The organism is Kocuria cellulosilytica (assembly GCF_040981245.1).
Classification (GTDB): domain Bacteria; phylum Actinomycetota; class Actinomycetes; order Actinomycetales; family Micrococcaceae; genus Kocuria; species Kocuria cellulosilytica.
The window spans coordinates 1-572 of record NZ_JAVFWZ010000095.1 but is presented as its reverse complement, the minus strand read 5'-3'; the positions used below and the strand labels follow the sequence as shown (position 1 = coordinate 572).

General features: G+C 71.9%; 1 protein-coding gene. It reads left to right on the top strand.

Going from position 1 to position 572, the window contains the following annotated elements:
* Positions 1-3: 3 nt before the first annotated feature.
* Positions 4-572: ABC transporter ATP-binding protein (locus RCG67_RS17165; RefSeq protein WP_368828016.1), on the top strand; the 569-nt coding region annotated here is incomplete at its 3' end.

Genomic DNA, 572 nt, shown 5'->3' with positions numbered 1-572 from the left:
GATATGAGTGCTGTGGTGGAGATGGTGGACGTCAGCGTGGTCCGTGGACAGAAGACCCTGCTGGAGTCCGTGGACTGGGTCGTCAACGAGGGCGAGCGGTGGGTCATCCTGGGCCCCAACGGCGCCGGCAAGACCACGCTGCTGTCGATCGCGGCCGCCCGGCTGCACCCGACCCGCGGCATGGTGGACATCCTCGACGAGATCCTGGGCGCAGTGGACGTGTTCGAGCTCCGGCCCCGGATCGGGCTGAGCTCCACCGTGCTGGCCGCCCAGATCCCCGAGGGGGAGACCGTGCTCAACTGCGTGGTCACCGCCGCCTACGGCGTGACCGGGCGGTGGACCGAGAGCTACGACGACGCCGACGAGGCCCAGGCGCAGGAGCTGATGGCCGCCTGGGGGATCGGCCACCTGGCCGAGCGCCGCTTCGGCTCCCTCTCTGAGGGCGAGCGCAAGCGCGTGCTCGTGGCCCGGGCGCTGATGACCGACCCCGAGCTGCTGCTGCTGGACGAGCCGGCCGCGGGCCTGGACGTGGGCGGCCGCGAGGACCTGGTGGCCCGCCTGGACGAACTGGC